Genomic DNA, 23,120 nt, shown 5'->3' on the forward strand with positions numbered 1-23,120 from the left:
ACCACGCTCCAGGACCTCAACCGCCTCGGCAAACAGCGCGCAACATAGCACAGGCCTGCGCACTTTCCGGAGCCCCTTTTGCATGCGCCCCCCGCGCTCGCTACCATTTCCTGCCCCGTTTGACGAGATCCCCCATGCCCGATTCCCGCAGTGGTCTGACCTATCGCGACGCCGGCGTCGACATCGAGGCGGGCAGCACGCTGGTCGAGCGCATCAAACCCCAGGCCGCCCGTACCCGTCGACCCGGCGTGCTCGCGGGCCTCGGCGGCTTCGGCGCGCTGTTCGAACTGCCGCTGGACCGCTATCGACAGCCGGTGCTGGTATCCGGCACCGACGGGGTCGGCACCAAGCTGCGGCTGGCACAGATGTTGGGGCGGCACGACAGCATCGGTATCGACCTGGTCGCCATGTGCGTGAACGACATCGTGGTACAGGGTGCGGAACCGCTGTTCTTCCTCGACTACTACGCCACCGGCCGCCTGAACGTGGACATCGCCGCCGATGTGGTCAAGGGCATCGCCGACGGCTGCGTGCAGGCCGGATGCGCACTGGTCGGCGGCGAAACCGCGGAGATGCCGGGAATGTACCAGGGCGAGGACTACGACCTCGCGGGCTTTGCGGTCGGGATCGCTGAAAAAGACGAATTGCTCGACGGCAGTTCGGTGCAGGCGGGTGACGTGTTGCTGGGCCTGGCATCGAGCGGACCGCATTCCAACGGCTACTCGCTGATCCGGCGGGTGATGGAACTCGGCGGCACCGATCTCGATCAGCAGTTCGAGGGCCCGGACGGGGTATCGCAGTCGCTCGGCGATGCGCTGCTGGCCCCGACCCGCATCTATGTGCGCCCACTGCTCGAACTGCTGAAAACGCAGCCGGTACATGCGCTGGCACACATCACTGGCGGCGGGCTCACCGAGAATCTGCCGCGCGTGCTGCCCACGGGGCTGCATGCACGGATCGACCTCGCGGAGTGGCCGCGCCCGCCGGTGTTCGACTGGCTCCAGGTCGCCGGCAATATCGACGAGCCGGAGATGCTGCACACGTTCAACTGCGGGATCGGCATGATCGTCGTGTTGCCGGAATCGGCGGTGGACGCGGCGACCTCGGGTCTGGCCCTGGCGGGCATCCCGGCATGGCCGATTGGAAGAGTGGTGCACGGGGCCGGCCCCCCTTCCGTGCATTACCTCAGCGCATGACGCCGGAGGCTGGAGAACCGCAGTCGTTCCCCGGCCCGGTTCGCGCCGGTTCGCGGCCTTGGCGCCTGGCCGTCCTGATCTCCGGACGGGGCAGCAACCTGAAGGCGCTGATCGAAGCCTGCGCGAACGGGCGGATCGACGGGACGATCGTTACGGTCGTCTCCAACCGGCCCCAGGCACCCGGCCTGGAACATGCGCGGGCGGCCGGAATTGCCCGCACGGTTGTGGACCACCGCAGCTTCCCGGACCGGACAGCGTTCGACCGGGAGCTCGCGGCCGCGCTGGATTCCAGTGCCCCGGACCTGGTGATCCTGGCGGGCTTCATGCGCGTGCTGACGCCGGAGTTCGTGAACCGGTTTGCCGGGCGGATGGTGAACATCCACCCCTCGCTGCTGCCCGCGCTGCGGGGCCTCGACACGCATGCGCGGGCTCTGGCCGCGGGGATGCCGACCCACGGGGCCAGCGTGCATTTCGTGACCTCGGAACTGGACGGCGGCCCGGTGATCATGCAGGCTCGGGTACCGGTGTGTGCGGGCGACACCAGCGAGACTCTCGCCGCACGCGTCCAGTTGGCCGAACACCGGCTCTACCCCGCAGCTATCGCGCTGATCTGTTCAGGACGCATTCAGTCCGCCGGGGGCACGGTGCTGTACGACGGGCAACCGCTGGAACGCCCGCTTCTGCTGGACGAGCTCCCGGAGGCCGCAAGACGATGCACTGGCTCCCCCTGACCGTACTGATGCTCGTGTCGGCCGCGAGCAGCCCGGTGTCGGCTTCCACGCCGGCGCCCTTTCCGGGCTACACCGCCACCTACGAGGCACAGGTACTCGGCAACACCCTGACCGTGCAGAGCACCCTCAGCCACGAGGGGGAAAACGTGAGAATGGCGATGGACGCGCATGTCTCGGGTTTCCTGCGCCTGCTCGGGCGCTTCGAGTTCAACCGCGAGACCCTGCTCCAGGTCGACGGCGCGGAGATCCGCCCGCTGCAGTCGCGCAGCGTCCAGATCACCCCTCGCCGTGAACGGCGCGTCGAGACGCGCTTCGACTGGCCCGCCGGCCGCGCCCAGGGGCAGGTGAACCAGGATGGCTTCGCCCTGGAGATCCCCGGGGGCACGCAGGATTACCTGTCGTCGATCTACCTGACCATCGACCGCCTGCGCCGCGGCGATCTGGACAACGCGATCCGGGTCACCATACTCGAACGCACCCGCATCCGCAGCTACACGATGGGGCGCGAAGGCACCGAGCGGCTGGACACGGTGCTGGGCCCGCTCGAGACGGTGCAGATCACGCGCCGGGACACGGACAGCGACGTGGCACTGTCGAGCTGGTTTGCCGAGGGGCTCGGCTATGTTCCGGTGCGGCTGGACTACGAGGCCGACGGATCGGTGTACCAGCTGAACCTGACCCGGCTGGAGTGGCACGACCCGCTGACCGCCCCCGGCGGGGACGTTCGTTGACCGGAACCTTCGACCTCGCGGTCATCGGCAGCGGACCGGGCGGCTACCGCGCCGCGGTGCTCGGGGCCCTGCGGGGCCTCGATGTGGTTCTCGTCGAACGGGACCGCTGGGGCGGCTGCTGCCTGAACCGCGGTTGTGTGCCGAAGAAAGCCTGGTACCACAGCGCGCGCCTGATCGCCTCCCAGCACACTTTCGCCGCCCGCGGCATCCGCGGCAGCCTCGCCGGCGATCTCGCGGCCGCCTGGAATCACCAGCGCGGAGTCGTCGACCGCGTCCGCGAAAGCTACCGGGCCTACCTGAAACACCTGAAGGTCGAGACCCGGGCCGGACATGCGCGGTTTGCCGGTCCCGGAGAAATCGACATCCTCGGCGCGGAGGGTTCCGATACGGTGCGCGCCCGCCACACGATCATCGCAACGGGCGCGGCACCGATCGTGCCGGAACCGTTCCGCCTCGCGTCAGCGCGCGTTCTGACCACCGACGACCTGTTCGATCGCGCGCCTCCCGCGGGCGCGCGGGTCGCGGTCATCGGCAGCGGCGTGGTGGCGACGGAGTTCGCGTTCATCTTGCAGCTGCTTGGCCGCGAGGTGACCTGGCTGTCGCGCTCCCGACCGCTCGCGCGCCTCGGTTTCAGCGTCCAGGCACTGACGACCCTGAACGAACGACTGCAGGCGCAGGGCATCGAGCCCCGGCGGATCCGGGCTTACGCGAAGGCCGAGATCGGGCGCGACACGGTCGCCATCACGACCGAAAGTGGCGAGCGCTTCGAGGTCGACTGGGTCCTGCTCGGCACGGGGCGACAGCCTGTGACCGCCGACCTGGGCCTGGAACGGGTCGGGGTCGGCACCGACCGCCGCGGGTTCATCGAGCGGGGCCCGACGCTGCAGACAGCGGCCGCCGGTGTCTATGCGATTGGCGACGTCGCGGGCGACTCGATGACCGCGAACCACGCGTTGTCCGACGCCACCGTCGCGGTGGCCAACATTCTCGGCGAGGATCGGCGCCAGGATGGCCGCTTCGTGCCCACGGTCGTCTACAGCGCCGTGGAAATGGCCCGCCTGGGCCTGAACGAGGACATGGCCGAGGACGAGGGACACGAGCCTGCCGTGGGCTTCGCTGCGTTCGAGACCTCGCCCCGGGCCCTGGGACAGGACGAACCCGAGGGGTTCGTGCGCCTGATCGGCGACCTGGACACCGGCGCCCTGCTCGGCGGCGAGATCGTCGGCGGCGACGCGGGGGAACTGATCCACCTGCTGTCGCTCGCTCCCGACCGCGAGACCGCACTGGCGTGGCTGGCACGGGGAACCTGGAACCATCCGGCACGCGCCGAGGAAATCCTGAACGCCACCGAGACCATGGCCGCGAAATGGCAGCTGCAGGATCCGATTTTCGGCCGGCGCCACCGCCGCTGAGAGGCGGGTGCGCGGTCAGCCGGATCTTCAGTCGCCGGCAACCGTCATCGATTCGATCAGCACGGATCCGGTCCGGGTGTTCCCGCGCAGGTCGGTGTCGTTCCCGACCGCGGCGATCCGCCGATACATGTCGCGGAGGTTTCCGGCGATGGTGATCTCCTCGACCGGGTAGGCGATTGCGCCGTTCTCGACCCAGAACCCGGCTGCGCCCCGGGAGTAGTCGCCGGTCACTGCGTTGACTCCCTGGCCGATCAGCTCGGTGACCAGCAGACCGGTGCCCATGTCCGCGAGCAGATCCGTGAAGCCACGGTCGCCCGGGTGCGGCCGGACGGTCACGTTGCGTGCTCCCCCGGCGTTGCCCGTCGTCTGCAGCCCCAGGCGGCGCGCGGAATAGCTGTCCAGGATGTAGCCCTCGAGCACGCCGCCGGCGATCAGCGCCCGTTCCCGGGTACGCACACCCTCGCCATCGAACGGGGCACTGCCGAGCGCCCCCGGCAGCAGCGGCAATTCGTCGATCTGCATCCAGTCGGGAAACACTGCCTGACCGGCGGCATCGAGCAGGAACGAGCTCCTGCGGTACTGTGCGGACCCGCCGATGGCGCGCGTGAAGCTGCCGATCAGCGAGCGCGCCATCTCCGGCATGAACAGGACCGGGCACTGCCGGGTGCCGAGCTTGCGCGCCCCGAGCCGCCGCAGTGCACGTTCCGCCGCCGCCCGGCCAATCGCCTCGGCTTCGGCCAGGTGCACGGCGTCGCGCGCCACGCTGTACTCGTAGTCCCGCTGCATGCCGCCCGCATCCCGCGCCACGAGCGCGCAGGAGAGCGTGTGCCGGGTGCTGCAGTAGCCACCCATAAAACCCTGGGTGTCACCGAGCCAGAACATCGCCCGGCGCGTGCCGACACTCGCACCCTCGGAGTTGTCCACGCGCGGGTCCAGCGCGAAGCCCGCCGCCTCGGTGCGCCGCGCCAGTTCGATCGCCTGGTCCGACGGGCAGTCCCAGGGGTGATCGAGCTCGAGCTCCGGCCAGTCGCGGGCCTGGGTGTCGGCGTCGGGAAGGCCAGCCCATGGATCCGGCTCGGTGTGGCGGGCGATGCGGCACGCCGCCTCGGCCGTCTGCTGCAGAGCCGCCGGGCTGAAATCCGTGGTCGACGCGGCCCCCCTGGACTGACCGAAATAGGCGACCAGTGCCATCTGCTGGTCGCGCTCGTGTTCCAGCGTCTCGACCTCGCCCCTGCGCACGGTCACGCTGAGACCGACATTGTGGCTGACGACGACCTGTGCCGCCGACGCGCCGCAGGCGCGCGTGTGTTCGAGCACCCGGGCGACCCGCTCCTGCAGGGATTCGGGGGTATGCGACAGGGCCTGTATCTCGTTCGTTCGATCCATGCTGATTCCGTGTACTGCGTTGAGCCCGGCTGCAGCGGGCGACAGGCGGCCCGCCAGGGCCGCGACCGATGCGGGGACTGGGCTGCTTGGAAAAGGCCGACACAAGCGCCCGGTCAGGGGCTGGCACCGTGCTTGTTGACTGCGGACCGGTTGCCCCAGGCGTCGAGATCGTCGACCTGGACCCCGACCCAGTAGAGCCGCCCCAGGCTGTCCCGGGTGAACCCTCCGACGAGACGCTGGCCCGGGGCCAGCCGCACGCCATGGGCGAAGGTCTCGGCCTGCCCGCGCGCCCGGAACACGTGCCATTGGACGATTCGGTCGTTCCCGCGGCCCTCCGGCAGCGGATGCTCCTGGTCGAGCAATGCGAGTTCGGTCATGTGCACCCCCGGAAATCGCTTGCGTACAGGATCCGCGCCCGTCCCCCGCGCCCGGGGATTGCGGGCGCCGACGCCGGCCCGGTCACGCGGCCTGCGTCCCGCCGACGGTCATGCCGTCGATGCGCAGTGTCGGCTGGCCGACGCCGACCGGAACGCCCTGCCCCTCCTTGCCGCAGGTGCCGACCCCGGTATCCAGTTCGAGATCGTTCCCGATCATCGAGACCCGGGTCAACACGTCGGGGCCATGGCCGATCAGGGTAGCGCCCTTCACCGGCCGGGTCACCCGCCCGTTTTCGATCAGGTACGCCTCGGACGCCGAAAACACGAACTTGCCGGAGGTGATGTCGACCTGACCGCCGCCGAAGTTGACCGCATAGAGCCCGCGGTCCACCGAGGCGATGATCTCCTCCGGTTCCCGGTCGCCCGCGAGCATATAGGTGTTGGTCATGCGCGGCATCGGCAGGTGGGCGTAGGATTCGCGCCGGCCGTTGCCGGTGGAACGGCTGCCGCTGAGACGGCCGTTCAGGCGGTCCTGCATGTAGCCGCGCAGGATCCCGTCCTCGATCAGCACCGTGCGCTGCGTGACCGTTCCCTCGTCATCGACGTTCAGCGAACCGCGCCGGCCGGGCAGCGTGCCGTCGTCGACGATTGTGATGCCGGGGGCCGCCACGCGTTCGCCGATCCGCCCGGCGAAGGCCGACGTTCCCTTGCGGTTGAAATCGCCTTCCAGTCCATGCCCGATCGCCTCGTGCAGGAGCACCCCGGGCCACCCGGATCCGAGCACGACTTTCATCGTCCCGGCCGGCGCATCCTCCGCCTCGAGGTTGACCAGGGCCTGTCGTACCGCCTCGCGGGCATAGGCACCGGCCCGGTCATCGTCGGTGAAATAGTCGTAGCCGGACCGGCCGCCACCGCCCGCGTTGCCCGACTCGCGCCGGCCGTCCTGCTCCACCAACACCTGGACGTTCAGGCGCACCAACGGACGCAGGTCGGTGACCAGTTCGCCCTCGGCATTCAGCACCAGCACCATTTCCCGAACCCCGGAGAGGGAACAGATCACCTGGGTCACGCGCGGGTCCGCAGCACGAGCCACCGCATCGACATGTTTGAGCAACTCGATCTTGCGCCCTTCGTCCAGGGAGCCCAGCGGGTCGACCGGCAGGTACAGCGGGACATCGCGGACCGCACCGGGGCGGACCGCCGCCGACGCCGTCTGGCCGACCCGGGCGATGCTGCGTGCGGTCCGGCCGGCTTCGAGCATCGCTGGCAGCGTGATCTCGTCCGAATAGGCGAAACCGGTCTGCTCACCCGCGATCACCCGGATGCCAACGCCCCGCTCGATGTTGAAACTCGCGCTCTTGACCAGCCCGTCTTCCAGGGACCAGCCCTCGTGGCAAATGAACTGGAAATAGCAGTCGCCGCCATCCGTGCCGCGTCCGAACGCCGCCGCCAGCACATCGCCGAGCTGCGCCTCGGTCACGCCGCCAGGTTCCAGAAGGGTTTCGCGCACCAGATTGTCGATCATCGTGTTTCCGCTGGTTGGAATGGTGGGGCCCGGTCCTGTCAGCCGGAGGCCGGGGAAACCTCGACATCGCAGGCCAACCGCCGGTGTTGCACGGCGGGGAAGAGCGTGCGAATCCGGCCGACGCACTCGCAGCCGAGATCGGCGACCAGCACCCCCGGGTTGCGTCCGAGCTGCGCCACGACCCGGCCCCAGGGGTCGATCAGCGCACTGTGCCCGTAGGTCTCGCGACCGTTCACATGGAATCCGCCCTGGGCCGCGGCAAGCATGAACATCTGGTTCTCGATCGCCCGGGCCCGCAGCAGAATGTCCCAGTGTGCCTGCCCGGTCTGCGCGGTGAACGCCGCCGGCATCGCCACAAACTCCGCGCCCTGATCCAGCAGCCCACGGAACAGTTCCGGGAAACGCAGATCGTAACAGACCGCCAGCCCCATCCGTCCGAAAGGCGTATCCAGCGTGACGATTTGCTCGCCCGGCTCGTAGATCCGCGACTCGGTGTAGCGCTCGTCGCCGTCCGGGAGGCGCACGTCGAACAGGTGCAGCTTGTCGTAGCGCGCGACCCGCTCGCCCTGGTCGTCGAACACCATGCAGGTCGAACGGGCCCGGTCGCCACGGAGCGTCTTCAGCGGGATCGTGCCGCCCACCAGCCAGATTCCGAAGCGCCGCGCCTGTTCGGCAAGAAAGGCCTGGAGGGGGCCTGCCTGCGGTTCCTCGGCGATCTTCAACACATCGGTCTCCTGCATGCCCATCATCGCGAAGTTCTCGGGCAACACCACCAGCTTCGCGCCCTTCTCCACCGCCTCGCGGAGCAGGCGCTTCGCCTCCAGCAGGTTGGCCTGGGGTTGGGGTCCGGACGCCATCTGGATCGCGGCAACGTTCGTCATCACATGCACCGTGGGTTGTTCAATCGACTAGATCCTGTTCCGTTCTGACCCGGGCTCTGACTACTGGATTGGACCATGGACCGGTCACGTAATATTCCACTCGCGCCGCTTCCTCCACCTGATCCCCGATCCCCAGCGCACGTTCCACCAGCAACACCACCACACCGGCCACCGGCCCGCCCACCAGTGCGCCGACGATCGGGAGCGTCGAGCGCAGGCGCGGCACCACCACGATGGACTGATCGAAGTCCCGCGCGACCAGCCCGGTGCGACCGCTGACCCGGACCACCGCCGAGGGACTGCCGATCCGGAGTCCGGAGATCAGCAGATCGCCCCCGTCGATCGTGGCGTCACCGGCCAACTGGTCGAAGATCAGTCCCTGAGTATAAACGTCCCGGAAGTCGAGGCGCAGTCGGCGCGGGATCACGTCCAGGCTGACCAGCCCCAGCAGTCGGCCCGCACCCGGGTCGACATCCCGAAGCGCCCCATCCGCAAGGTCGAGCTCCACGCGCCCCTGCAGGGTGGCCGGATCCGGGGCGTGAAGCGGCCCGGGCCAGGCGAGCTGGAACCGCGCCACACCCGTACCCTGCTCCAGGGCCCGCGACACCCCGATGGCCGCGAGCCCGGCACCCCAGTCGTCGCCACGAGCCTCGATCGCCACCTCGGTGGCCGGCTCCCCGTCCGGCGACACGGTCCAGCGTCCGTCGCCGGACAACGCCACGCCGCCTTCCGGCGCACCGAGGTGCTGCAGCAGCACCTCCAGCCCTTCGGGCTCGGGCAACAGGCGCAGATCGAGATCGGCGAAGCGCAACTCCCCAAGGCGCAGGTCATCCGCGGTCAGATCCACTGCCGGCCATTGGCGGGGATCCGCCAACAGGCCTTCCGGGCGTGGCGGTCGTCTGTTCCCCGGCTCCGGAAGGCGGTCGAGCTGCAAACGCTCCAGTGCGATGCGCCAATGCCCGCGCCCCGCGATCCCGTCCTCGGCCGCGCCGGCCGGCTCGATCCATGCCTGACCGCGCAGCCAGTCGCCATCGAGGGCCAGCCATTGCCCACGTGCGACGGGTTCCAGCCGGAGCCGCAGGCCGGGCATGGTCAGGCTTCCCCAGCGCACGCTGTCGGTGACGTCGATCTCGGCCCGTCGCAGCCGCAGATCGTCGGTGGCATCCACCGGCGCGCTCCCCGCAGCCAGAGACTCGAGCACCTGCAGCCAGGCGCCGACATCGACCGAAGCAAGTTGCGCATCCAGCTCGATCCCGGTTTCGGGTACGGGGCGACGCGCGGGAAGCGGCTGTCCGAGCTGAAGCGCGATGGCCCGGACGGTGCCCGGCCCCGCCCCGGGGGCCGGCAGAAGCCGCATGTCGGCGGCCAGCACGCCGTCGAAACGGATCTGCCCGAGGTCGCCGGCGGCCGGCCCGAGTGGCCAGACGATGCTCAGCGGGCGGCGCGTGCCGCGCGTCTTGGCGAGCGGAGGCGGCCAATCGATCTCGACCCCCTCGAGATCCGTCGTGAGTTCGAGCAGCGAATCGCCGGCATCGTCCAGGCGGATGTCCGCGCGCCAGTCGGCCGTGCCACGCACCTGGGCCAGCCACGCCTGCTCCCCCACCCAGGGCGCGAGGGGCTGGCGCCCGGAGGCCCGTACCTGCACCGCGCCGGCGCCGGCAGGGCGTTCGAGGTCGATCACGACGGGTTCACCGTGCACGACGGCACGAATGCCCTGTCCCCGGATGCCGGTCTCCGGCCCGAAGCGCACCTCGCCGCTCAGCTGTTGCAGGCGTAGCGGCACCTCGGGCACCTCAAGCAGTGCCCCTTCGATGCGCAGGCTGCCGGCAACCTCGGTCGCAGCGGGCCCGTCGCCATGGAGCGGTATGCGCAGTTCCAGATCCAGTTCGCTGTCTCCGCCCGGCCTCAGCTCGTCGCGGTACCGGCCGAAGCCGCCGTCGATGCCGGCCTGGCGCAGATAGTCCGGCAGGTCATCCACAGGCCCCGACGCCTGGCCCCGGATCTCCAGCGTCGGCTGGTCCTGCATATCAGCGATCGTCACCTCGGTATCGTCCACCGCCGTGTCCAGAATCCGGCCCGACACGTTCTCGGCACGGAACGACGCGTTGTGGAAGACCAGCGTGCCGGTCAGGCCTTCGGCCGCCGGCCAGCCCGGCTGGTAGTCGAGCCGGCCGTCGTCGATGCCCGCCCGCAGGAGGAAGGTGCCCTCGCCGCCCCGGAACGGAAAATCCCGCGGGTTGCCGCGGTATACCATGCCCCCCCCGGTCAATGTGGCGTCGCGGATGCTGTCGGCGAGCCACTGGTAGGTCTGCGGCGGCAGGAGGTACTCGGGCAGATACGGGGCGACCCGGCTGCCGTCGGCACGCAGGAAGCGCAGCGCGAGATCGAGCTGCGGCTGCTCGCCGAACTCGATGCGGCCCTCGCCCTCCGCCGCCGCATCCGGGTTCTCCGCGAAGAAGTCGGAGATGGTGAGATGCCAGGCCGCTGGGTCGCGCCGCACGTCCAGCTGCGCCCGCAGCCGATCCAGCCTCAGCGGTGCGCCATACCAGCGGGGTAGCGCCAGCTCGAGCCCCGTGCTGTCCAGCGCCAGGGTTCCCCGCCCATCCGCCCAGTCGAGACTCGCGTCAAGCCCGGCGAATCCCGGAATGGCCTCGTGCGCGCTCAGTTTCAGCGCCACCGCGTCCGCCTCTACCTGGTCCAGACGCCAGCCCGCCTCGTCCCGGGTCAACAGAACCTGTAGCGAGTGCAGATCGCCGGACGGCTGCAGCGCCGCCAGCACATCGAACCCGGGCACCGCCTCCGGATGCAGTCGATCCGCAATGCGCGCATACGGACCCAGCGCGATGCCGGCGGCCGAAAGCGCAATCCGGTCCGCGGCCCGCTCGGGACCGTCGCCGGTCAGACGGTACTCGAGCCGCGCATCGCCCGCGCCCGGGGTGCGGGCACTCCACCAGGCGACGGCCTTCCGATCCATCCTGCGCCACTGGAAGCGATGACCGAAGGCATGGATACGCCGGCCATCGCCGTGCGCCAGCAACACCCGGGTGTCGTGTTCGCCCTGAAGCCGCCGCACCCTGCCGTCCTCGAGGCTGCCCCAGACCTTCACCGAACTGGCCCCGACAAGATCGGCGGGGGCTCCTGCCATCCGGCCCCAGTAGTCGAGTTGCAGATCCTCAGCCTCGAGATAGAATTCGACCGGCCTCGCCCCCGCGAGCGGGGCCTCGAGCCCGAGGTACACACGCCCGCCGGCCTCCGCGAGCAGTCGCCCGCGCCCCACGGCCCTGAGCCCGCTGCCGTCGGCTTGCAGATCCAGGGTGTCGACCTGTACCCCCGCATGCAACTGATGCCCGGCGTCGACCCACTGCAGACTTGCTTCGGCGATGCCCACGCGCCCGAGTTCACGGAAATGTCGCTGCCAGTCCAGGGCCAGCGGGCGCTGCCCCCCGAATTGCCAGCCGTGCGCGCTGAACATCCCGTCGGCATCGCGCTCCACGCGCAGATCGACCCCGCTCAGCCGCACTTCGCCCGGTACCGGGCGGCGGGCGCGCAGGCTGCGCAGCGGTGCAAGCGTAATGCCCACTTCGCGCGCCTGCAGCGGGATCCCGTCCGGCACCTCGATCCGCACCTCGCGGGCGACCAATTCCGGCACCCAGCCGGACCAGCTCAGCTGCAGCGACTCCACGCGGACGTCACGGTCGATCCAGGTCCCGGCGAGTCGTTCCACCCCGGTCGCCAACGCGTCCGAATGCGGCAGGACCAGCCGCAGGGTCAGCAACAGCAGCGACAACAGCGCCAGCACCAGCGCGATGGCCGGAACGACGGCGCGCAGCCCCCGCCGCATCACCGGGAACCCCCGGGGAAACCCGCCGCGAACCGACACGGGCGGGACGGAAGCGCCGTCCGTGCATTCACCGAGCGTGGGGCTGGAATCGGCGCTACCGGAAACGGGCACATTCCGCTCAGACGGACACCCGGTTCAAACGAACACCACGTCGAACTGCTCCTGCTGGTACAGGGTCTCCACCTGGAACCGGATCGGCACGCCGACGAACTCCTGGAGTTCGGCCAGGCTGGACGATTCCTCGTCGAGCAGGAGATCGATCACGCTCTGCGACGCCAGCACCCGCAGTTCCTTTGCATCGTACTGGCGCGCCTCGCGCAGGATCTCGCGGAACAATTCGTAACACACGGTCTCCGCCGACTTCAGATAGCCGCGACCGCCGCAGGTCGGACAGGGCTCACAGAGCAGGTGCTCCAGACTGTCACGGGTGCGCTTGCGGGTCATCTCGACCAGACCCAGCGGGGACACGTCGCAGATCTGGCATTTCGCGTGGTCGCGCTCCAGTGCGCGTTCCAGTGCACGGATCACCTGGCGCTTGTGCTCCTCGTCCTGCATGTCGATGAAGTCGATGATGATGATGCCACCGAGGTTGCGCAGCCGCAGCTGGCGACCGATCGCCTGGGCCGCCTCCAGGTTGGTCTTGAAGATGGTCTCCTCGAGGTTGCGGTGGCCGACGAAACCGCCGGTGTTGATGTCGACGGTGGTCATGGCCTCGGTCTGGTCGAAGATCAGGTACCCGCCGGACTTGAGCTCCACCTTGCGCTCCAGCGCACGCTGGATCTCCTCCTCGACATTGAACAGCTCGAAAATCGGCCGTTCGCCCGGGTAATGCTCGATCCGGTCGGTCAGTTCGGGAATGTAGCGCTCCGCGAACTCGCGCACTTTCTGCCAGGTCTCGCGCGAGTCGATCCGGATGCGTTCGAGCTCGACGCCGACCATGTCGCGCAGGATGCGCAGCACCAGCGGCAGGTCGGCATGGATCTCCTGCCCGGCCTCGCAGTTGGCGGCGCTCTCCTGCAGGGTGTCCCAGAGCTTCTTCAGAAAGATCACATCGTTTTGCAGCGCGCCCTCGTCCGCGAGTTCGGCCGCGGTGCGCACGATGAAACCGTGCTCGGGTGCATACTCCCCCCGCAGGCGCTCCATGGTTTCGCGTAGGCGGCTGCGGGTACCGTCGTCCTCGATCCGTGTACTGATGCCGATGTTGGCCTGGTTGGGCATCAGCACCAGGTGCCGCGACGGCACTGTGACATAGGTGGTCAGGCGTGCACCCTTGCTGCCGAGCGGATCCTTGATCACCTGCACCAGCAGTTCCTGCCCCTCGCGCAGCAGCTGGCTGATCGATTCATGGCGCCGGCAGGGGTCGCCGTTATTGCAGAGTTCCTCGCGCTCGACCGGCGCGACGTCGGAGGCGTGCAGGAAAGCCGTGCGGTCCAGCCCGACGTCGACGAACGCGGCATCCATACCCGGCAGCACCCGACACACGCGGCCCTTGTAGATGCTTCCCACCAGGCCCCGGCGACGGCTGCGTTCGAGATGCAGCTCGGTGACGATGCCGTTCTCGACCAGGGCCACCCGGCTCTCCTGCGGGGTGATGTTCATCAAGAGTTCGGTGCCGGTCATGCATTCTCTCTTCGTTGGTGCTGCGCGACCCGCTCCGGCGCATCGCCGCGGGCGTGTGGAAGAATCCCGCGGTGGCGGACTGATCACGCCATCCTGTGACCGGGCGCGGACCCGGGCCGTTCCCCGGAATCGGGTACATCCGGCGGCTCCGGTTCACCCGAATCCCCGCTGTCGTCCTGCCTGGCCCCCTCGTGGCGCGGCCAGGACTTCAGCACCGCGTGCACCAGCGTGGCCAGCGGGATCGCGAAGAACACGCCCCACAGGCCCCAGATGCCGCCGAAGATGAACACCGCCGCTATGATCGCGACCGGGTGCAGGTTCACGACCTCGGAGAACAGCAGGGGTACCAGCACATTGCCATCCAGGAACTGGATCACCCCATAGGCGATCAGCACCCAGGCGAACTCGCTCGACAGGCCGAACTGGAAGTAGGCCACCAGTGCCACCGGGATGGTGACCACCGCGGCCCCGATATAGGGGATGATCACCGAAATCCCGACCATGAACGACAGCAGCACCGCGTACTGCAGCCCGAACCAGTGGAAGGTGATGAAGCTGACTGCCCAGACCAGCAGGATTTCGATGAACTTGCCGCGCACGTAGCTGGCGATCTTCACGTTCACCTCGTTCCAGACCTGGCCGGCCAGACGCCGGTCGCGCGGCATGAACCCCATGAACCAGTTCAGGATCGCGTCCCGGTCTTTCAGCATGAAGAAGACCATCAGCGGCACCACGATCAGGTAGATCACCACCGTGACCAGGTGCTGCGCAGAGGCCAGCGAGAACTTGACCACCTGCTGCCCGAACTGGGTGGCCTCGGCCCGGATCGCGCCCATGATCTCGAAAACCTGCTCCTCGGAAACGATCTGCGGGTAGCGCTCGGGTAACTGCAGCAGCAACGCCTGTCCCTGGGAGATCATCACCGGCAGTTCGCGCACCAGCTGTGTGACCTGCTGCGACATCAGCGGCACCAGGCCGAACAGCGCCGCCGTGACCAGCGCGAAGAACGCGGCCATCACCAGGATCACCGAGAGCAGCCGCGGAACCCGGAGCCGCGTCAGCTTCGCGACCGCGCCCTCGAGCAGATACGCGATCACCAGGCTGGCCAGCAGTGGCGCCAGGATGCGGCCGGCGAAGATCACCAGCAGGAAGCCGGCCAGCAGCAGCAATGCGAGAATCACCACCTGCGGATCGGTGAAATGCCGCTCGTACCAGCGACGAAGCACCTCGATCATGAGGAGGATCGCACCCGCTCGTAGTGGGCTGCGAACACGACCTCGAGTTCATCGATGACATCGGCGGCCGGTTTGCCCTGCATCACGTGCTGGGCCATCAGAGCGGAGGTATCGTTCAGCAGCGGCCCGCGGTCGAGCATGAAATAGGTCTCGGACAGCCGGCGCATCGCCTTGATCACCGATTCCTCCTCCGGCCGCGGAATCGCCTTGGGCTCGGGCAACGGAGCAGCCTCGGCCTCCGGAGCCCGGGCAAGCAGGAATTCCGCGAATTCCAGCAGGGTCTGCTGCTGCTCCTCGGGTAGCCTCCCGGCGATCTCGGACAGGCGTTCGCCGATACCGGCGGCCTTCTTCCCCCGCTTCATGTTCATCGGTGCGATCACGCATCCGTCTCCAGTTTCAGGCTGAATACCGGCATCTTGCGACGCTCCTGCATCAGCTCGAGTTCGGTGACCAGCGCAACGACGACGCGGCTGGTCGCGTCCTGCATTCCGCGCCATTCCAACCGCGCCTCGGTCAGCAGTTCGCCGATATTCGGCGGCGGATTGTGGCCAGCCTCCATGATGATATCTTCCAGCATGCCCGGTTTCATTTCCGGGCGAAACAGCAGGCCGTAGGTCAGCGCGTCCGGCCGGACCGCCAGCCAGCGGCCGGTGTCGTCGACCAGAATCGGTTCCAGCCCCTCCGGCAGATCCACCCGGCCGTGCACCAGCACCGGCACGTGCTTCCCATCCAGCGCCTCGGCCAGGGCGTCGCCGGCACCCGCGTCGGTCCTGCGCACGGTCACGAACTCGGCCCGGCACGGTGGCTCGGCGTGCGCGGTGCCACCCGCCTGCAATGCAACCAGCAGCCCGCCCATCCCCAGCCCGATCACCGGACGGCGCGAACGCCGGAAAACATCGATCAGCGCCAGTTCGTCGGGGACCTGGGGATTGTGCTCCAGGTCCGTCACCGGCCAAGCACCGCCGAGCAGCCAGAGCCCGTCGAACTGCGCTGCAGATCCCGGCAGGCCCTGCCCTACGAACGGCCGGTAATAGGAAAAGCCGATATCACGCTTCTCCAGATGCGATTCTATCAGGCCCAGAAATTCCGAATAGGTGTGCTGAACCACGCAATAGTTCTTCATAGACCCTCCTCCGGCGACGGGGCCGGGATGCGGTCGGGCTCGTCGCCGTGGGTGCAGTATTCGCGGATGAAGCGCAGCAACACTTCCAGCGTCGGCACCCGGAACTTCTGCCGTGCATGCACCAGCGAGATCGGGCGTTCGAGCGTGGGCTCCAGGGGAATCGCGACCAGCTGCCCGAGGACCACTTCCTTCGCAATCACCGACTCGGAGAGCATCGAGATCCCCATTCCGGCGGCCACCGCACCCTTGATCGCTTCCGGGCTGCCCAGTTCCATGCACAGGTTCAGACGGGCGCGGCTGCAACCCTGCCGCGTGAGGTATTCCATGATCACCTCGCGGGTACCCGATCCCTCTTCCCGGCAGACGAACGGTTCGTCCACGAAATCCTCCAGCGTGACCTTGCGGCGCGCTGCCAGGCGGTGATCCGGCGGCACGATCAGGCGCAGCCGATCGATCAGGCAGGGCTGCACGATCAGGTTGCGGTTGCTGACCGGTGCCTCGACGACGCCGAGATCAATCTCGCTCTCCTCGACCATCGCGACCACCGCCTCGGTGTTGCCAACCCGAAGGCTGATACCGACCTCGGGATGGCTGCGCAGGAAAGCCCCCAGCAGCGTCGGCAACAGGTACTCGGCGACCGTGGTGCTGGCACCCAGGACCAGCGCCCCGCCCACCGCGCCCTTCAGCTCGCGCAACGCTGCGTCCATCTCTGCGTAGGTCTCGAAGATGCGTTCCGCATAGCGGAAGACCAGGCGGCCCGTGTCGGTGAGCGTGACCCGGTTGTGGGTGCGGTCGAACAGGCGCGAATCGAGCTGCTCCTCGAGCTGCCGCACCTGGAAGGTCACCGCGGGCTGGGTCATGTGCAGCACCTCGGCCGCCCGCGTGAACGAGAGCAGCCGGGCCACGGTGAAAAAGACCTGCAAGCGCCGATCCGACATGGGCGTCGTTCCCCCGGATGTTCCCGCGCATGCTAGCAAGACCGGCAATGGCGCAATAGCAGACGGACATTCCCTGCGACAAACGCGGCCCGGGGTAGACTGGCCAGAATCGGACATATGGTGAAGCGGGCACGGGATCATGGGCAAGGCGTGGCGGGAACTGGACCTGAAGGGCGGCGGCCTTCAGGCGGTCAATGCGCTGCTCGCCGCAATGCTGCGCTCGCGCCGGAAGGCCTACGCCGCCTGGCTGCTGTTCCCGCTGGGCTTGCACCGCTTCTATCTCGGGGTACCGCGTTCGGCACTGCTGTTTCCGCTGTTCACCGCACTTACGCTGCTGACCGCGCTGCTACTGCCGGGCCAGTGGTGGCTGCTGCCGCTGCTGGCCCTGCTCGGGTGGGCCGCCTACGACCTGTACTGGATCGAGCGCCGCGTGACCGCCTTTAACAAGGAGCTGCGCATGCGCCTGTTCCTGCGCAAGGGCCACGCGCCCCCGCGGAACTACCGGGGCCGGTACGCGGGCAGCGACGAAGCGAAGCGGTTGGAAGAAGATCTCGCCGAGTACCAGGCCCTGAAAGAACGCGAACGCGCGGGGCATGGGTCGGACACGGACGCAACCGACGCCGGATCCGCAGAAGCACGCAGGCGTGCGCCGTCGTTCAGCGAGCAGGAGGCGATGCTGCGGGAACTGTCCCGCCGGCGTGGTCACAAGAGCCGCTGAACACTGCGGGGGCCGCGCCTGTCGTACCCCAGGGCGCGGCGCGGGCCTTCCGGGCCGTCAGCCGCGGCCGATCAGGCAGCGGTATCCCGACTCGGTTACCAGCACCACGTGGATGCTCGTCGGGTAGACCAGCCCCCGCGCACGCAGGTCCGCGATCCAACCGGCGTGTTCCGCAGCATCCAGGCGGAAGTAGTCATGTCCCTCCTGCATCCGTGGCCTGCAGGCCTTGAAGCGCCGGAACGCAGTACCCTTGGGGACGCGGTTGAACTCGTCGATCTGGCGCAGGCTCAGCGTGTCCCGTCCGCGGAAGCGGACCGGAACCGGGGCGGTACCCGTACGGTCGGGCAACCCGAAGCGGGTCTGCTGATCGTGCGCGCGGTCGCTCATGCGTCGTACTATCGCAGAGGCGCGCGTATCAGGGTAGCGCCAACGGCGGCACGGCCCACGAACCAAGCGAGGATGCATGGAGTTCCTGCAAGAATACGGCCTGTTTCTGTTGAAGGGGCTGACTATCCTGGCGCTGACGCTGGGGCTTTTCGGGGCCGTGATCGCCGGCACGACCCGCGGGCGGCTGCGTGACGAGGAGCAGCTCACGGTACGGCACCTGAACCAGCGCTACCGCGAGATGGAGCGGATCCTCCAGCGCAAGGTTCTCGGCCGGCGTGCGCTCCGCGAACACCTGCGGCAGTATCGGCGCGATCGGAAACAGGCGGCACGCTCCGGTGCGCAGAAGCAGACCCGGGTTTACGTGCTCCGGTTTCAGGGCGACCTTCGCGCCACCCGCACCGACAATCTCCGGGAAGAGGTCTCGGCGGTGCTGACACTGGCCCGCCCCGGCACCGACCGGGCCGTGCTGTGCCTGGAAAGCGCCGGCGGGCTGGTACCGTCGTACGGGCTTGCAGCCGCCCAGCTCGCCCGGCTGCGCGAGGCCGGGCTGGAACTCACGGTCGCGGTGGACCGGGTCGCGGCCAGTGGCGGCTACCTGATGGCCGCGGTGGCCCATCGCATCGTGGCCGCACCGTTCGCGGTCGTCGGCTCGATCGGCGTCGTCGCCCAGATCCCGAACATCCACCGGCTGCTGAAGCGCCACGACGTCGACATCGAACTGCTGACCGCCGGACAGTACAAGCGCACCCTGACCGTGCTCGGCAAGAACACGCCCGAGGGGCGTGCCAAGTTCCAGCAGGAACTCGAGGAGACCCACGGGCTGTTCAAGGCCTACCTGCAGCGCTATCGCCCGCAACTGGAACTCGAGACGCTGGCCACCGGCGAGCACTGGTACGGAGAACAGGCGCTGGAACGCGGGCTGGTCGACGAGTTGCGTACCAGCGACGACCTCCTGCTGGCCCTGGCCCGCGAACACGAGCTCTACGAGGTCCGTTTCAGCCGCCGTCAGTCGCTCGGCCGGCGCATCGGCCTGGCCGTGGAACAGGGCCTGGAACGGCTGCTCCGCGGGTAGTCCGGCCGCTGGCGCAGCCACGGGCGATGTTGCGCCCGACGGCATCACCTGCCGGCGTCGAACGCCAACCCGCCGGTCATGCCGCCCCGGCACCCGGGCTCACAAACCCGCAGGTTGTGCCGCGCCAGCAAGGGCAATATGCGCCGCCCCAACGGGCCCTGCGGTCACGCCGACGAGGCCCAATACCCCGGGGGCCGGGCGGAGGCTCCGCGTCCCCCGGTGGGACCTCAGCCGCTCTTCAGCAACTGACGATTCAGGCGCGCGACGAAGCCGGCCGGATCCTCGAGCTGCCCGCCCTCGGTCAGCAGAGCCTGCTCGAACAGCAGCGTCGCCAGATCGTCGAAGTCGGCCGCCTCGGCCGCCTTCAGGCGTTCCACCAGCGGATGCGACGGGTTGACCTCGAGCACCGGCTTGCTGCCGAACGTCGGCTGGCCGGCCTGCTTCAGCAGTTCCTGCAGGTACAGCGCCATCTCGTGCTCGCCGAGCACGATGCAGGCGGGCGACTCCACCAGCCGCTTCGACGCACGCACGCTCTCGACCCGGTCGCCCAGAGCCTTCGCGATCCGTTCGGGCAGATCGCCGAGATCGTCGGCGGCCGACGCGTCGTCTTCGGTCTTCGCGTCCTGGTCGCCGATCACGTCGTCGAGATCCAGATCCCCCTTGGACACGGACTTGATCGGCGTGCCGTCGAAGCTGTCCAGGTGCGACAGCAGCCACTCGTCGACCCGGTCGGAGAGCAGCAGCACCTCGATGCCGTGCTTGCGGAAGATCTCGAGATGCGGGCTGTTGCGCGCGCCCGCGGGGCTGTCGGCAGTCACCACGTAGATCGCCTTCTGGCCCTCCTTCATCCGCGACTTGTACTCGGCCAGCGACACGTTCTGGGTGTCGTCGTCGTTGTGGGTGCTCGCGAAACGCAGCAATTTCGCGATCTGCTCGCGGTTCGCGTAGTCCTCGCCCGGACCTTCCTTCAACACGCGGCCGAAGTTCGTCCAGATCTCCGCGTATTTCTCGGGTTCGTTCTCGGCGATCGACTCGAGCAGGCCCAGGATCTTCTTCACCGAACCCGAGCGGATCCCGTCGACCAGCCGGTTGTTCTGCAGGATCTCGCGCGAGACGTTCAGCGGCAGATCGGAGGAGTCGACCACGCCGCGCACGAAACGCAGGTAGGTCGGCAACATTTTCTCCGCGTCGTCCATGATGAACACGCGCTTCACGTACAGCTTCACGCCGTGACGGCGGTCGCGGTCCCAAAGGTCGAACGGCGCGCGTTTCGGGATGTAAAACAGCGTGGTGTACTGCTGCTTGCCTTCGACGTGACTGTGCACCCAGGCCGCAGGATCCTCGAAGTCGTGCGCCACGTGCTTGTAGAACTCGCGGTACTCGTCGTCGGTGATTTCACTCTTCGCGCGCGTCCACAGCGCGCTGGCACGGTTCACGGTCTCCCACTCGTCGGTGGGTTTGCCGTCGTCGTCGACCTTCGGCATCCGGATCGGGAAGGCCACGTGGTCGGAGTAGCGGGTGATGATATGGCGCAGGCGGTACGCCTCGAGGAACTCGTCCGCATCTTTCTTCAGGTGTAGGATCACCTCGGTGCCGGGCTCGGCGCGGGTGCAGCTCTCGAGCGTGTAGCTGCCCGCGCCGTCCGACTGCCAGCGCACCGCGCCGCCTTCGGGGGCATCGGCACGGCGGGTCTCGACCGTGACCCGGTCGGCCACCGTGAACGAAGAATAGAAACCGACGCCGAACTGGCCGATCAGCAGCGCGTCCTTCTGCTGATCACCGGTCAGGCTGCTGAGGAACTCCTTGGTGCCCGAGCGCGCAATAGTGCCGATGTTCGCGACCACCTCGTCGCGGGACATCCCGATGCCGTTGTCGATCACGTGAATCTCGCGCCGGTCCTTGTCGAAATGCACGTCGATATGCAGCTCGGCCGGCTGGCTGATCGTATCGGGGTGGGCCAGCGCCTCGAAGCGCAGCTTGTCGCAGGCATCGGCCGCGTTGGAAATCAGCTCGCGCAGGAAGATCTCGCGATTCGAGTACAGCGCGTGGATCATCAGGTGCAGCAGTTGGCTGACCTCGGTCTCGAAGCGGCGTTCTTCGCGTTGGGTCTCAGTCATAATCCTTCACATCCTCAGGATCGGGTGGATCGGGGTTTTGGACCCGTACGAGGTGGGGACGGCCGCGGGAGTTTTCAAGCGCGAGGGCCTGAAACAAGCCACCGCGGCCCTCGGGGTCCAGGCGGCGCCAAGCCGGGAACAGCACCTGGCGCGCCTGCAGGTCGAGCTGCCAGGGCGCACCGATCACCGCGATGCCGGAACCCTGCAGGCCCGGACCGCGCGGTGGATCGGTCAGCCGCAGTTCGCTGAACACGATGCGCTCGCCGGCATGCCCGGCCCGAAGTGCCTCCCTCAGCCGCGGGTGACGGCCGTCCTCGAGCACCGGGTACCAAACCAGCAGGATCCCGGTGTTCCACCGGCGGCGGATCTCCGCGGTCAACTGCGGAACCTCGGTGTACTCGGCCGGCCTTTCGTAGGCCGGGTCGAGCAGCGCCATGCCCCTGCGCGGCTCGGGCGGAAAGAGGGCTCGCGCGGCTTCGCGCGCGTCGCGGCGGTGCACGTGGCAGCGCCGGTCCACGCGCAGGCCGGCTCGCAGTGCAGCGTGCGCCGCGGGATGCAGCTCGCAGGCGATCAGCCGGTCCTGTGCGCGCAGGCGCAGGCGGGCGATCTGCGGCGAACCGGGATACCGGGTCAGCTCTCCAGGGCGGGGCTGCAGGCCGCGCAGCGCCGCCAGAAACGCCTGCAGCGGTGCCGGACCGCCCGTCAGGTCCCACAGACGACCGATCCCCGCGCGCCATTCGCCGCTGCGCGCGGCGGCCCCTGTGGTCAACGGGTACTCGCCGGAACCGGCATACAGATCCAGCACGACGAAGGGCTTCGGCCGGGACAGCAGCGCATCCAGCACCAACCAGAGCAGCAGGTGCTTGTGCACGTCGGCGGAGTTGCCGGCATGGTATTGGTGCTGGTAGCTGAGCATGCTGGCGCAGCACGATACCCGCAATCCCGCGCGCAGACCACTGGCACCAGCGAGGAGCCCCTCTTGCGCAGGCGGGCGAGAGAAAAAAAGCCCCTCCCCCGGCACGGGGGAGGGGTTGGGGAGGGGGCGGAAACAGGAAGGCCGCCGGTGTTGCCACCGGCGGCCTCGTCACGGCCCCGTGGGACCGGCTACTGCCTGAACCGATCTCACTCGTTGACCGGGGACTCCGGATCGAACATGTACGCCATGATGTCGGCGATCGCCTGCTCGTCCAGGAACCCGCTCGCACCGAAGCGCGGCATGTGGGTGCAGGGGAAGTAGACGTGGGGGTTGTAGATCATGTCGTACGCGTACTTCAGGATCGCCTCGCCGCTGCCGCGAGTCTTGCCGTAACCCGTCAGGCCCGGACCCACGGTACCGCCGGTGCGGTCCATGGCGAACTGGTGGCAGTTGTAACAGGTACCACCGACTTCGCGGGTGGTGTGGTCGTCATAATTGTGACCGACGCGATAACCGAAACCGGACCAGGCCAGCTCACGGCCCCGCTCCCAGTCACCGAGCTGGATGCCGCCTTCCGGATACACGATCGACTCTGCGGCCGCGGCGCGAATGGCGTTCATCGTATCGGCATCCGGCTTGCCGTCGCCGATGATCGAGCAGGCCTCCTGCAATTCGTCCTGCTGCATGCGGTCACGCGCAGTGCCGCCCTCCTGCATTTCCTGGCTCAGATTGAAGCCGCCACCGTCATTCGCCTCGAAGATCAGGTACTCGGCGAGTTCGTGCGGCGTCATCGCGGTGTAGTCGACCTGGTCGGCATCGGCCACCGCAGGGCCACCAGCGACGAACAGGGTTGCGAAAGCGGCAACACCGGCCGCCAGAGAGGTCTTCTTGAACATATCTCGAGTCTCCTTGTG

Annotated in this window: 20 protein-coding genes; 6 read left to right on the forward strand and 14 right to left on the reverse strand. The window is 68.2% G+C overall.

Annotated features, from left to right (window positions below):
- Positions 1-134 precede the first annotated feature (134 nt).
- The 4 genes from purM to TVNIR_RS16085 are packed head-to-tail and all read left to right on the forward strand — an operon-like array spanning position 135 to position 4,070.
- Positions 135-1,196, forward strand: coding sequence for a phosphoribosylformylglycinamidine cyclo-ligase (gene purM / locus TVNIR_RS16070; RefSeq protein WP_015260134.1), 1,062 nt, complete (start codon positions 135-137; stop codon positions 1,194-1,196).
- Entirely contained in the window at positions 1,193-1,927 is a 735-nt protein-coding gene (purN, locus tag TVNIR_RS16075) for a phosphoribosylglycinamide formyltransferase (protein ID WP_015260135.1), read from the forward strand. Before purM ends, purN begins: the two co-directional genes overlap by 4 nt.
- A complete protein-coding gene (locus TVNIR_RS16080) occupies positions 1,909-2,658 on the forward strand; it encodes a DUF3108 domain-containing protein (protein WP_015260136.1) in 750 nt (249 codons plus the stop codon). The genes purN and TVNIR_RS16080 overlap by 19 nt, the downstream gene beginning before the upstream one ends.
- Positions 2,655-4,070 carry a dihydrolipoyl dehydrogenase family protein gene (locus TVNIR_RS16085; protein ID WP_015260137.1) on the forward strand — a complete coding sequence of 472 codons (1,416 nt, stop codon included), beginning with the start codon at positions 2,655-2,657 and terminating at the stop codon, positions 4,068-4,070. The genes TVNIR_RS16080 and TVNIR_RS16085 overlap by 4 nt, the downstream gene beginning before the upstream one ends.
- A gap of 27 nt (positions 4,071-4,097) precedes the next feature.
- On the opposite strand, the gene pmbA is transcribed toward TVNIR_RS16085, so the two are convergent.
- The 10 genes from pmbA to TVNIR_RS16135 all read right to left on the reverse strand — a co-directional run bounded on the left by pmbA (position 4,098) and on the right by TVNIR_RS16135 (position 16,996).
- Positions 4,098-5,456, reverse strand: a complete 1,359-nt coding sequence (gene pmbA / locus TVNIR_RS16090; RefSeq protein ID WP_015260138.1) for a metalloprotease PmbA — start codon at positions 5,454-5,456, stop codon at positions 4,098-4,100.
- Positions 5,457-5,569: 113 nt separating this feature from the next.
- Positions 5,570-5,833: a hypothetical protein gene (locus TVNIR_RS16095; protein WP_043739850.1), complete on the reverse strand. Its 264-nt coding sequence runs from the start codon at positions 5,831-5,833 to the stop codon at positions 5,570-5,572.
- An 82-nt stretch (positions 5,834-5,915) separates the two neighbouring features.
- Positions 5,916-7,358 (reverse strand): metalloprotease TldD, encoded by a 1,443-nt coding sequence (tldD, locus tag TVNIR_RS16100; RefSeq protein WP_015260140.1) that lies wholly within the window; start codon positions 7,356-7,358, stop codon positions 5,916-5,918.
- 38 nt (positions 7,359-7,396) lie between these two features.
- A complete protein-coding gene (locus TVNIR_RS16105; RefSeq protein ID WP_043739851.1) occupies positions 7,397-8,239 on the reverse strand; it encodes a carbon-nitrogen hydrolase family protein in 843 nt (280 codons plus the stop codon).
- Positions 8,240-8,258: 19 nt separating this feature from the next.
- Positions 8,259-12,080 (reverse strand): YhdP family protein, encoded by a 3,822-nt coding sequence (locus TVNIR_RS16110; protein WP_015260142.1) that lies wholly within the window; start codon positions 12,078-12,080, stop codon positions 8,259-8,261.
- Between the two features lie 135 nt (positions 12,081-12,215).
- Positions 12,216-13,700: a ribonuclease G gene (gene rng / locus TVNIR_RS16115; protein WP_015260143.1), complete on the reverse strand. Its 1,485-nt coding sequence runs from the start codon at positions 13,698-13,700 to the stop codon at positions 12,216-12,218.
- Between the two features lie 83 nt (positions 13,701-13,783).
- Complete coding sequence (locus tag TVNIR_RS16120; RefSeq protein ID WP_015260144.1) at positions 13,784-14,935, reverse strand: AI-2E family transporter; 1,152 nt, start codon at positions 14,933-14,935, stop codon at positions 13,784-13,786.
- The gene (locus TVNIR_RS16125; protein ID WP_043740814.1) at positions 14,932-15,303 is read right to left on the reverse strand and encodes a hypothetical protein; all 372 of its coding nucleotides are present in this window, start codon (positions 15,301-15,303) and stop codon (positions 14,932-14,934) included. Before TVNIR_RS16125 ends, TVNIR_RS16120 begins: the two co-directional genes overlap by 4 nt.
- An 8-nt stretch (positions 15,304-15,311) precedes the next feature.
- Positions 15,312-16,058: a type 1 glutamine amidotransferase gene (locus TVNIR_RS16130; protein WP_015260146.1), complete on the reverse strand. Its 747-nt coding sequence runs from the start codon at positions 16,056-16,058 to the stop codon at positions 15,312-15,314.
- A complete protein-coding gene (locus tag TVNIR_RS16135; RefSeq protein ID WP_015260147.1) occupies positions 16,055-16,996 on the reverse strand; it encodes a LysR family transcriptional regulator in 942 nt (313 codons plus the stop codon). The genes TVNIR_RS16130 and TVNIR_RS16135 overlap by 4 nt, the downstream gene beginning before the upstream one ends.
- A gap of 139 nt (positions 16,997-17,135) precedes the next feature.
- Between TVNIR_RS16135 and TVNIR_RS16140 the strand changes: the two genes are divergently transcribed.
- The gene (locus TVNIR_RS16140; RefSeq protein WP_015260148.1) at positions 17,136-17,714 is read left to right on the forward strand and encodes a TM2 domain-containing protein; all 579 of its coding nucleotides are present in this window, start codon (positions 17,136-17,138) and stop codon (positions 17,712-17,714) included.
- 57 nt (positions 17,715-17,771) lie between these two features.
- On the opposite strand, the gene TVNIR_RS16145 is transcribed toward TVNIR_RS16140, so the two are convergent.
- Positions 17,772-18,101 carry an ORF6N domain-containing protein gene (locus TVNIR_RS16145; protein WP_015260149.1) on the reverse strand — a complete coding sequence of 110 codons (330 nt, stop codon included), beginning with the start codon at positions 18,099-18,101 and terminating at the stop codon, positions 17,772-17,774.
- Between the two features lie 76 nt (positions 18,102-18,177).
- Between TVNIR_RS16145 and sohB the strand changes: the two genes are divergently transcribed.
- Positions 18,178-19,173 (forward strand): protease SohB, encoded by a 996-nt coding sequence (sohB, locus tag TVNIR_RS16150; protein WP_015260150.1) that lies wholly within the window; start codon positions 18,178-18,180, stop codon positions 19,171-19,173.
- 227 nt (positions 19,174-19,400) lie between these two features.
- On the opposite strand, the gene htpG is transcribed toward sohB, so the two are convergent.
- The 3 genes from htpG to soxX all read right to left on the reverse strand — a co-directional run bounded on the left by htpG (position 19,401) and on the right by soxX (position 23,102).
- Entirely contained in the window at positions 19,401-21,290 is a 1,890-nt protein-coding gene (gene htpG / locus TVNIR_RS16155; protein ID WP_015260151.1) for a molecular chaperone HtpG, read from the reverse strand.
- Positions 21,283-22,206, reverse strand: a complete 924-nt coding sequence (locus TVNIR_RS16160) for a 23S rRNA (adenine(2030)-N(6))-methyltransferase RlmJ (RefSeq protein ID WP_015260152.1) — start codon at positions 22,204-22,206, stop codon at positions 21,283-21,285. The genes htpG and TVNIR_RS16160 overlap by 8 nt, the downstream gene beginning before the upstream one ends.
- Positions 22,207-22,412: 206 nt before the next feature.
- Positions 22,413-23,102: a sulfur oxidation c-type cytochrome SoxX gene (gene soxX, locus TVNIR_RS16165; protein WP_015260153.1), complete on the reverse strand. Its 690-nt coding sequence runs from the start codon at positions 23,100-23,102 to the stop codon at positions 22,413-22,415.
- Positions 23,103-23,120 lie beyond the last annotated feature (18 nt).

The organism is Thioalkalivibrio nitratireducens DSM 14787 (genome assembly GCF_000321415.2).
GTDB lineage: Bacteria > Pseudomonadota > Gammaproteobacteria > Ectothiorhodospirales > Ectothiorhodospiraceae > Thioalkalivibrio > Thioalkalivibrio nitratireducens.

Bases quoted from the DNA above. Each gene is read 5' to 3' on its own strand.
- TVNIR_RS16110 (WP_015260142.1), bottom strand. From the start codon at position 12,080: ATGCGGCGGGGGCTGCGCGCCGTCGTTCCGGCCATCGCGCTGGTGCTG.
- TVNIR_RS16120 (WP_015260144.1), bottom strand. From the start codon at position 14,935: ATGATCGAGGTGCTTCGTCGCTGGTACGAGCGGCATTTCACCGATCCG.
- pmbA (WP_015260138.1), bottom strand. From the start codon at position 5,456: ATGGATCGAACGAACGAGATACAGGCCCTGTCGCATACCCCCGAATCC.
- rng (WP_015260143.1), bottom strand. From the start codon at position 13,700: ATGACCGGCACCGAACTCTTGATGAACATCACCCCGCAGGAGAGCCGG.
- TVNIR_RS16160 (WP_015260152.1), bottom strand. From the start codon at position 22,206: ATGCTCAGCTACCAGCACCAATACCATGCCGGCAACTCCGCCGACGTG.
- sohB (WP_015260150.1), top strand. From the start codon at position 18,178: ATGGAGTTCCTGCAAGAATACGGCCTGTTTCTGTTGAAGGGGCTGACT.
- tldD (WP_015260140.1), bottom strand. From the start codon at position 7,358: ATGATCGACAATCTGGTGCGCGAAACCCTTCTGGAACCTGGCGGCGTG.
- TVNIR_RS16130 (WP_015260146.1), bottom strand. From the start codon at position 16,058: ATGAAGAACTATTGCGTGGTTCAGCACACCTATTCGGAATTTCTGGGC.
- TVNIR_RS16145 (WP_015260149.1), bottom strand. From the start codon at position 18,101: ATGAGCGACCGCGCGCACGATCAGCAGACCCGCTTCGGGTTGCCCGAC.
- soxX (WP_015260153.1), bottom strand. From the start codon at position 23,102: ATGTTCAAGAAGACCTCTCTGGCGGCCGGTGTTGCCGCTTTCGCAACC.
- TVNIR_RS16125 (WP_043740814.1), bottom strand. From the start codon at position 15,303: ATGAACATGAAGCGGGGGAAGAAGGCCGCCGGTATCGGCGAACGCCTG.
- TVNIR_RS16095 (WP_043739850.1), bottom strand. From the start codon at position 5,833: ATGACCGAACTCGCATTGCTCGACCAGGAGCATCCGCTGCCGGAGGGC.
- TVNIR_RS16140 (WP_015260148.1), top strand. From the start codon at position 17,136: ATGGGCAAGGCGTGGCGGGAACTGGACCTGAAGGGCGGCGGCCTTCAG.
- htpG (WP_015260151.1), bottom strand. From the start codon at position 21,290: ATGACTGAGACCCAACGCGAAGAACGCCGCTTCGAGACCGAGGTCAGC.
- TVNIR_RS16105 (WP_043739851.1), bottom strand. From the start codon at position 8,239: ATGACGAACGTTGCCGCGATCCAGATGGCGTCCGGACCCCAACCCCAG.
- TVNIR_RS16135 (WP_015260147.1), bottom strand. From the start codon at position 16,996: ATGTCGGATCGGCGCTTGCAGGTCTTTTTCACCGTGGCCCGGCTGCTC.
- purN (WP_015260135.1), top strand. From the start codon at position 1,193: ATGACGCCGGAGGCTGGAGAACCGCAGTCGTTCCCCGGCCCGGTTCGC.
- TVNIR_RS16080 (WP_015260136.1), top strand. From the start codon at position 1,909: ATGCACTGGCTCCCCCTGACCGTACTGATGCTCGTGTCGGCCGCGAGC.
- purM (WP_015260134.1), top strand. From the start codon at position 135: ATGCCCGATTCCCGCAGTGGTCTGACCTATCGCGACGCCGGCGTCGAC.